The organism is Acidovorax sp. JHL-9 (assembly GCF_000426205.1).
Lineage (GTDB): Bacteria > Pseudomonadota > Gammaproteobacteria > Burkholderiales > Burkholderiaceae_C > Acidovorax > Acidovorax soli.
The window spans coordinates 1-8,169 of sequence record NZ_AUEX01000048.1; the positions used below are offsets into that span (position 1 = coordinate 1).

Genomic DNA, 8,169 nt, shown 5'->3' on the forward strand with positions numbered 1-8,169 from the left:
GAGGTCGGGCGCATGGTCATTTCGGGCCGTATGGCCGATGTCTGCGCCGAGCTGGAGCGCATGGCAGCTTGCGAAACATGCCACTGAGAGCCTGTTGACGATCTCCCAGGGGTCGCGCAGCGGTCTTTGCGCGATGGGATGCAAGGCGCGGTGCGCAGTGGATAGCCCGGCTATCCACCAGCGCCGCAACGCCGCAGACCGCCCGCAAAGACCGCTGCCCCAAGGGTTGGAGCGAAATCGGGCCGATGTACTTGGAGTGTTGGCGCCCCGGCTGCTGGCATGGGCACCAGCCCATGCGGCGCACCCGAAGCATCCACTCATCCCGATGGCGCTCCAACGCGATCCCCTGCGAGATCGTCAACAGGCTCTGAGGTCCACATCCCCAGCTCTGGCGCAACGGGTGCCACAAAACGTTGCATTCTGTTCGAGAGCCTGGGGGCGGCAAGACTTCCGAGCAGCCCCCGCCAAGGCACAATGGCGGGATGAATATTGTGATTCTGGATGACTATCAGGATGCGGTGCGCAAACTCCATTGCGCAAGCCGGCTCGACCCCTACTCAGCAAAGGTCTACACCAACACGGTGAAAGGCCAGGGGCAACTGGCCGTGCGCCTGAAAGATGCAGACATCATCGTGCTGGTGCGTGAACGCACCCAGATCACGCGCCAGCTGGTCGAAAAACTGCCACGACTGAAGCTGATTGCCCAAACCGGCAAGATTGGCAGCCATATCGATGTGACTGCGTGCACCGAGCGCGGGATCGCCGTGGCCGAGGGGGTGGGCTCACCTGTGGCGCCGGCTGAACTGACCTGGGCGCTGGTGATGGCAGCCATGCGGCGCTTGCCCCAGTACATCGCCAATCTCAAACATGGCGCCTGGCAGCAGTCCGGCCTCAAGGCGGCCTCGATGCCCCCCAACTTCTGCATCGGCAGCGTACTGCGAGGAAAAACACTGGGCATCTGGGGCTATGGCCGTATTGGACAACTGGTGGCCGGCTACGGCCGGGCCTTTGGCATGAACGTACGCGTGTGGGGCCGTGAGGCCTCCCGCGCCCAGGCCCTGTCCGACGGATACCAGGCGGCCACCAACCGGGAAGAGTTCTTCTCGCAGTGCGATGTGCTCTCTCTGCACCTGCGACTCAATGATGAAACCCGCGGCATCATTTCCCTGGAAGACCTGTCGTGCATGAAGCCCACCGCACTGCTGGTCAATACCTCACGCGCTGAATTGATTGAACCCGACGCCCTGATTGCGGCGCTGAACCGCGGGCGCCCCGGTTTGGCAGCCGTGGATGTGTTTGAGAGCGAGCCCATCCTGCAAGGCCATGCCCTGCTGCGCCTGGAAAACTGCATCTGCACGCCCCACATCGGTTATGTCGAGCAGGACAGCTACGAGTTGTATTTCGGTGCGGCCTTCGACAACGTGGTGAACTACATCAAGGGTACGCCCACGAATATCGTGAACCCAGGCGCACTGCAGGTCCGGCGCTGAGTATTGGCGCAACCTCCCGTTTCCACCGTTGTGGATTGAACGGGCATCCATAAAAAATGGCTTCCTTCGGGAAGCCATTTTGCTAGGTGGACAGCACCAAAGATGCTGCCAAGGTGCCTCTGAGTTCAGTTCAGAGGGGTCTTCTTGCCGTCCTTGTACACATACAGGGTGATGGCAGGGTTTTTCATTTCACCGTTGGGCTCAAATGCGATCGTGGAGGTCACGCCCTTGAATTGCGACTTGAGCAATTCAGGGGTATAGACCTTGGGGTCCACCGAATTGGCGCGCTTCATGGCGTCCACGATCAGGTGCGTGGCGTCATAGGTGTAGGGGCTATAGACCTGGAACTGGCCTGGATACTTGGCATCGTACTTGGCCTTCCATGCCTTGCCGCCGGGCATCTTGTCGAGCGATGCGCCGCCTTCGGCACACACCACATTGGACAGCGTCTTGGCACCGGCAGCCAGCTTGGCGATTTCGGAGGTGCAGATACCGTCACCACCGAAATATTTCACGTTGCCCATGCCCAGTTGCTCCATCTGGCGCAGCATCGGGCCGCCCTGAGGATCCATGCCGCCGAAGAAGATGGCATCAGGATTCTTGGACTTGATAGCCGTCAGGATGGCCATGAAATCGGTGGCCTTGTCGGTCGTGAACTGCTCGTCCACCACCTTCATGCCCTTTTCTGCAGCCACCTTCTTGAACACGTTGGCCACGCCCTGGCCATACGCCGTGCGATCGTCAACGATGGCGACGGTCTTGAGCTTGAGCGTGTCAGCCGCGTAGAAAGCGAGTCCAGCACCCAAGGCATTGTCGTTGGCAATGATACGGAAGGTGGTCTTGTAGCCAGGCTTCGTGAGGTTGGGGTTGGTGGCCGCACCCGTGACATGAGGAATGCCACAGTCGTTATAGACCTTGGAGGCAGGAATGGTCGTACCCGAGTTCAGGTGACCCACGACGCCAGCCACCTTGGCATCGCACAATTTCTGTGCAGCAGCCGTGCCCTGCTTGGGATCCGCCGCGTCGTCTTCGGCTTGCAACTCGAACTTGATTTTCTTGCCACCGATGGTGACTCCCTGAGCGTTCAACTCTTCAATGGCCATGCGCGCGCCATTTTCGTTGTCCTTGCCGTAGTGGGCTTGCGCGCCGGAAACCGGAGCCACATGGCCGATCTTGACCACTTGCTCTTGTGCAGAGGCCATACCAGCAACAGCCGCGATAGCAGCAACCATGGTCAGTTTCAACTTCAATTGCATATCAATCTCCAGTAAAGATAAACGCTGAGAATAATTTTTGTGTCTCAACGCAGGCGAACATATCGCAATTTACGGGCCAGATCACTAGGGAACACGCGTAAATGCACCGGAAACCACAGGGAGTTACCCTGTCATCTCCCCGGCTGCGGTGAAGCACCACTGACCAATTCGTCGGCCACCGCCTCATACACCGCATGCCGTACCACCGATTCAATCTCTTCACGCAAGCGGGGCAGCACAGAGCGTGTCTGCTCCTGTATCACCAGGGCAATCGCCTCACGCAACCGCTGATCCAGCACCCCATCGACGCGCTGCATCACTCGGTGCACCATGTACTCTTCCATGCCCTGCGGCAAGGGCAATGCCGGGCGGGGGGATGTCTGGATGGGCCGGGCACCGTAATTACCCGCCGCATTCCCGTCCAACGGCTGCGCAGGCACCGCAGGAGGCGAAACCCCGAACTGGGGCAATGGCGCGGGTTTCGCAATGCTGGGTTCGACCGCCGGGGGCACTGAAACGGGGAGCATGTCCACCCCCTGTACCACTTCAGTGAGGGTTGGCACAAAACGAGGGAGCGACTTGGGAGGAAGATGCATCAGTCAGCTTTCGATACCAGATCATGGCGGGTGATGGAATACCCTCGCGAGGCATAGTGGCGCCAGCGGGTTCGCGCTCCACGCCGATCCGCTTCATCCGTGGCACTCACCACCTCGACCAAACGCGCAAAGCTACCAAACCCTTCAGGGACTGCACCCCCCATGTTGAGCAGCATCTCTCGATGCGGTGCTTGCCGCGCATCCAGAGCGAGCACCACGGGGGAGAAACGCACAAGCTCGTCCCCAGCATCGCTGCGGCAATGCGCCAGAAAATCCTGAGGCATCATGTTCCAGAGCATTTCATCCAGCTCCGCCAGAATGTCCGCAGGCCCGGTGATCAGGAGCCGTACGCCACTGCGTTGCGCCTTGCGTGCAAACCGGCACGCATAGACCAGTTTGTCAGGCGCATTGAAGTGGAAAGCTATTTCAGTCATACCGATCTCAGTCGGGCTTTGAGCGGCCCTTGCGCTTTGCCGGCTGCGCGGGTGAAACCTCTTTCCTCGCATTCTGCGCAGACAACTGCTGCGCATGGCCCAGCAGGTAATGCACCAGCAACCCTACCGGCCGACCAGTGGCCCCCTTTGCGGCCCCCCCTTTCCATGCGGTTCCGGCAATGTCGAGGTGCGCCCATGGAAGCTCTCCCACAAAACGCTGCAGGAACTTCGCCGCGGTGATAGAGCCACCCGCCCGCCCCGCCACATTGCCCATGTCCGCGAAGTTACTTTTCAAGCCCTCGGCGTAGTCCTCGTCCAGCGGCATACGCCAGCAAAGATCCTCAGCCGTCTCCCCGGCCGAAGAAAGGGCTGCGGCAAGTGCGTCGTTGTTGGAAAAGAGTCCGCTGCGCACGCCTCCCAAAGCAATCACACAGGCCCCGGTCAAGGTGGCGATGTCCACCAACGCCGCAGGCTTGAAACGCGCGGCGTAGGTCAATACATCACATAGAACCAACCGACCTTCCGCATCCGTATTCAACACTTCGATGGTCTGACCGCTCATGCTGGAAACAACGTCACCGGGTTTCACAGCCCGACCATCCGGCATGTTCTCACAGGCGGGAATGAGGCCGACCACATTGATCGCAGGTTGCAATTCTCCAAGTGCACGAAACACACCGAGCACACTCGCTGCGCCACACATGTCGAACTTCATTTCATCCATTTCGGCAGCAGGCTTGATGGAAATGCCGCCGGTATCAAAAGTGATACCTTTACCCACCAACACCACCGGTGCCTCGGTCTTGCCCGCACCGCTGTATCGCAACTCGATCAATCGCAAAGGCTCCTCCGAACCTTGCGCGACAGCGATGAATGCCCCCATGCCCAAACGGGCCACGTCGCTGGGACCATGCACTTTGCACTGGATGCGGGGTTGCTCCGCAAGGGACTTGGCGGCTTCGGCCAAAAGACTCGGCGTTGCGTGGTTAGACGGACGGTTCCCCCATTCCCTGGCAAATTCAACGCCCCCCACCAGCCCAACCCCTTGCGCAAAAGCCTCGCGAACCGCCTCTGCACGGGGGACACCGATCACCACCCGGTTCAAGGTGCGCGCTTCCGCCTTGGGCTTGGTGGTGGTGTAAACATAACTGGCATCGGCTACTGCCTGCACGGCAGCGCATACTCCACCTGCCTGGGCGTCCCCAGCAAAGCAAACCACGGCACGCTTGACCTGGGGCAACCTGAAAATTGCAGCGATGGCCTGCAGCGCAAGACGAACGGCACGGGCCGAGCCATTGCCAGCCCCCAGCAAAACAACGCGACGTGCGCTCAAGGCCGGTACCAGATAGAGCTGCAGGTTCTTTCCTGCCTTGGTATCGAGATCGCCACATTTGAGTGCATGGTCCACGAGCACCGACAAGGCATCCCGCCCCGGCCTGAAGCCCTCGGGGACCAATACGACCAGGAGATCGCATTTTTCAGTTGCCGCTGCTGGCAGCGCCAGCGTCTTCAGATCAAAGTTCATAATCGCTGCTTTCCTTCGAGCCAATGTTATTCGATTCATCCATTCGCAAAGAACTAGCGCGCAGCTTTGGGGCAACGCTCGTCGTGCTGGTGACCGTGGTCATGACCATGATGCTGATCCGTACCCTGGGCCAGGCATCGCGCGGCAGCGTCAATCCTTCCGACGTCATGCTGGTCATGGGTTTCACGGTGCTAGGGCAGCTCCCAACCATCCTCAGTCTGAGCCTTTTCATGGCCGTGGTGAGCGTGCTGTCACGCATGTACCGGGACAGCGAAATGGTCATCTGGTTCTCCGCCGGCCAGGGTCTGGTGAGTCTGCTTCGCCCCTTGCTGCGCTTCGCGTGGCCTGTGATGGCGGTCATTGCCATCCTGTCATTGGGCGTGTGGCCATGGGCCAATGCGCAGATACAGGAACTCAAGACCCGGTATGAACAACGCAGCGACATCGACCGCATCGCACCAGGTGAGTTTCAGGAATCAGCCAACGGCACCCGGGTGTTCTTTATCGACAAGGACAGCCCGGACACACAGGTAGGTAACAATATTTTCATTGCTACCAGCAACGGCACCAAGGAGTCGGTGACATCCGCCCGCAGTGCCCGACTGGAGATACGCGCTGGCGAACGTTTTGCGCTGCTCAGCCAGGGGCAACGGCTGGAATCCGCCACGGACCAACATGGCCTGAAAATCAGCGAGTTCGCCGAATACGGCACGCGCATAGGGTCAGCCTCCGGCACGGCAACAGAACAGCTCGCGGTCAAAACCCGCACCACGCATGAGTTATTGATGCAATCGACGATTCCCGCCTACCAGGCAGAACTGGGCTGGAGGCTGGGACTCGCGCTGGCAGCCATCAATTTTGTGGTTCTGGGTCTGGCGCTGGCCAGCGTGAACCCGCGTGCCGGGCGTAGCGGAAGCCTGATGTTTGCCCTGTTCGCCTTCGTTGTTTACTTCAACCTCATGACGCTGGGACAGAGCTGGGTGGGAGCAGGAAAGTTGAGCCTGTCAGCCTTTATGTTTTTCCTGCACGGTGGCACTCTCGTTCTTGCCCTGACCATTTTGGCCGCAAGGCACAACCGCTGGACATTGCGGCGCCTGCAGCCTGCACGGAGGATCCCATGAAGGTACTTCGCCGCTTCATTCATCGCGAAGCCCTTCTTGCCGTGGGATTTGTGACCCTGGGTTTTCTGGCGCTGTTTTTTTTCTTCGATCTAGTGGACGAGCTGCGCTGGGTTGGACGGGCGGGACCTGACGGCTACCAACTGTCCCATGCGCTGCTCTTTGTCGCCCTGAGCATTCCCAGTCATCTGTATGAGTTGCTCCCGATTACCGTACTCATAGGGACTATTTTCGTGATGGCGCGGCTGGCGCAAAGCTCTGAGTTCACCATCATGCGCACGAGTGGCTTGAGCCCCTGGCAAGCATTGCGTACTTTGCTGACACTCGGGGGATTCTTCGTGCTGCTGACGTTTGCCGTGGGTGACTACATTTCCCCCCTGACCGAACGGGCAGCGCAGCTCATTAAAGTACGCCACCTGGGCCGATTAACCTCTGGCGCAACCGGCGCCTGGCTCAAGGAACGTCAACATGAGCATTCCTATGCAGTGAACGTGCGCGCATTGACGCCAGATGGCGGCATGCTGGGCGTGCGCATTTTTGAGTTTGATGAGAAGGGACAGCTGGCGTCGCAGACCTATGCGGAAACTGGACGCTTCACGTCCCCTGGGCACAAGGGAAGCTGGGAGTTACATCAGGTGCGGCGCAGCAGTTTTGTCCTTCAAGGCGGTGAAGAAGCCCGTGTTGAACACTTACAGGCGCCGATGCTGCAATGGCCAACTCGCATCAGTGCGGATATGGTTGCTGCTTCGCTGCTCAAACCTGATCGCATGGCCACCTTTGATCTCTTCCAATACATCCGGCATCTTGATGCCAATGGCCAGTCTGCCCAACGCTATGAGATCGAGTTCTGGCGCAAGGTCTTTTACCCATTGAGTTGCCTGGTGATGGTGGTGCTGGCATTGCCTTTTGCCTACTTGCACTTTCGTGCGGGCGGCATCGCAGGTTATGTGTTTGGCGGCGTGATGGCGGGTATCAGCTTCTTCCTGCTCAACAATGTGTTTGGCTATGCAGGCAATCTACAAAATTGGTCCCCGTGGCTCACTGCGGCTGCTCCGGGAATGATTTACTCCTTGTTGTCGCTTGCAGCCTTTGGGTGGCTTGTATTGCGACGCTGACCTTTCGCCCCCCATCCTATGTCCCGAAAATCACCGGCCATCGTTCTCTTTTCGCATGGTTCACGCGATCCGCTTTGGCGTGCTCCCATCGAGGCTGTCGCTGCTCGCATTGGCTCGCAGCACCCAGAAATGCTGGTGCAATGCGCCTATCTCGAGCTTTGTGAACCTACATTGGCACAGGCTGCCGACCTACTTGCCCAACAAGGGGCCACCCACATCACGGTGGTACCCATGTTTCTGGGTACCGGCAAGCATGCACGCGAAGACCTGCCTGTGTTGGTGGAGCAGCTACGCTTGCGCCACACGTCGGTGCACTTCACGGTGCAGGGTGCAATCGGTGAAGACAACCGAATGACAGCCCTGATGGCCGAGATTGCTTGCGACACGTCGGCAGCCACCTCACCTCTTTAGAGCCTGTTTACGATCTCGCAGGGAATCGCGTTGGAGTGCCATCGGGATGAGTGGATGCTTCGGGTGCGCCGCATGGGCTGGTGCCCATGCAAGCAGCCGGGGCGCCAACACTCCAAGTACATCGGCCCGATTTCGCTCCAACCCTTGGGGCAGCGGTCTTTGCGGGCGGTCTGCGGCGTTGCGGCGCTTGTGGATAGCCGGGCTATCCACTGCGCACCGCGCCT

Annotated in this window: 8 protein-coding genes; 4 read left to right on the forward strand and 4 right to left on the reverse strand. The window is 59.3% G+C overall.

The window, feature by feature from the left end; genetic code table 11:
* Positions 1-482: 482 nt before the first annotated feature.
* A complete protein-coding gene (locus K225_RS0118845) occupies positions 483-1,490 on the forward strand; it encodes a D-2-hydroxyacid dehydrogenase family protein (protein ID WP_026437788.1) in 1,008 nt (335 codons plus the stop codon).
* A gap of 125 nt (positions 1,491-1,615) precedes the next feature.
* Here the strand turns inward: K225_RS0118845 and K225_RS0118850 are convergent, their stop codons facing one another.
* From K225_RS0118850 to K225_RS0118865, 4 genes are all read right to left on the reverse strand, one after another.
* Positions 1,616-2,746, reverse strand: coding sequence for a branched-chain amino acid ABC transporter substrate-binding protein (locus K225_RS0118850; protein WP_026437789.1), 1,131 nt, complete (start codon positions 2,744-2,746; stop codon positions 1,616-1,618).
* A gap of 131 nt (positions 2,747-2,877) precedes the next feature.
* On the reverse strand, positions 2,878-3,273 hold the full coding sequence (locus K225_RS0118855) for a hypothetical protein (protein WP_369794887.1): 396 nt from the start codon (positions 3,271-3,273) through the stop codon (positions 2,878-2,880).
* 68 nt (positions 3,274-3,341) lie between these two features.
* Complete coding sequence (locus K225_RS0118860; RefSeq protein WP_026437791.1) at positions 3,342-3,776, reverse strand: DNA polymerase III subunit chi; 435 nt, start codon at positions 3,774-3,776, stop codon at positions 3,342-3,344.
* A gap of 7 nt (positions 3,777-3,783) precedes the next feature.
* The gene (locus tag K225_RS0118865) at positions 3,784-5,301 is read right to left on the reverse strand and encodes a leucyl aminopeptidase (RefSeq protein ID WP_026437792.1); all 1,518 of its coding nucleotides are present in this window, start codon (positions 5,299-5,301) and stop codon (positions 3,784-3,786) included.
* A 23-nt stretch (positions 5,302-5,324) separates the two neighbouring features.
* On the opposite strand from K225_RS0118865, the gene lptF reads away from it, so the two are divergent.
* From lptF to K225_RS0118880, 3 genes are read left to right on the forward strand one after another with little or no spacing between them, the layout of a single operon-like run.
* A complete protein-coding gene (lptF, locus tag K225_RS0118870) occupies positions 5,325-6,422 on the forward strand; it encodes an LPS export ABC transporter permease LptF (protein WP_026437793.1) in 1,098 nt (365 codons plus the stop codon).
* Positions 6,419-7,534 (forward strand): LPS export ABC transporter permease LptG, encoded by a 1,116-nt coding sequence (gene lptG, locus K225_RS0118875; RefSeq protein ID WP_026437794.1) that lies wholly within the window; start codon positions 6,419-6,421, stop codon positions 7,532-7,534. Before lptF ends, lptG begins: the two co-directional genes overlap by 4 nt.
* 18 nt (positions 7,535-7,552) lie before the next feature.
* Complete coding sequence (locus tag K225_RS0118880) at positions 7,553-7,945, forward strand: sirohydrochlorin chelatase (protein ID WP_026437795.1); 393 nt, start codon at positions 7,553-7,555, stop codon at positions 7,943-7,945.
* Positions 7,946-8,169: the final 224 nt, after the last annotated feature.

Excerpts from the sequence above, each read along its gene's own strand:
- K225_RS0118845 (WP_026437788.1), top strand. The coding sequence starts at position 483 with ATGAATATTGTGATTCTGGATGACTATCAGGATGCGGTGCGCAAACTC.
- K225_RS0118850 (WP_026437789.1), bottom strand. The coding sequence starts at position 2,746 with ATGCAATTGAAGTTGAAACTGACCATGGTTGCTGCTATCGCGGCTGTT.
- K225_RS0118855 (WP_369794887.1), bottom strand. The coding sequence starts at position 3,273 with ATGCTCCCCGTTTCAGTGCCCCCGGCGGTCGAACCCAGCATTGCGAAA.
- K225_RS0118860 (WP_026437791.1), bottom strand. The coding sequence starts at position 3,776 with ATGACTGAAATAGCTTTCCACTTCAATGCGCCTGACAAACTGGTCTAT.
- K225_RS0118865 (WP_026437792.1), bottom strand. The coding sequence starts at position 5,301 with ATGAACTTTGATCTGAAGACGCTGGCGCTGCCAGCAGCGGCAACTGAA.
- lptF (WP_026437793.1), top strand. The coding sequence starts at position 5,325 with ATGTTATTCGATTCATCCATTCGCAAAGAACTAGCGCGCAGCTTTGGG.
- lptG (WP_026437794.1), top strand. The coding sequence starts at position 6,419 with ATGAAGGTACTTCGCCGCTTCATTCATCGCGAAGCCCTTCTTGCCGTG.
- K225_RS0118880 (WP_026437795.1), top strand. The coding sequence starts at position 7,553 with ATGTCCCGAAAATCACCGGCCATCGTTCTCTTTTCGCATGGTTCACGC.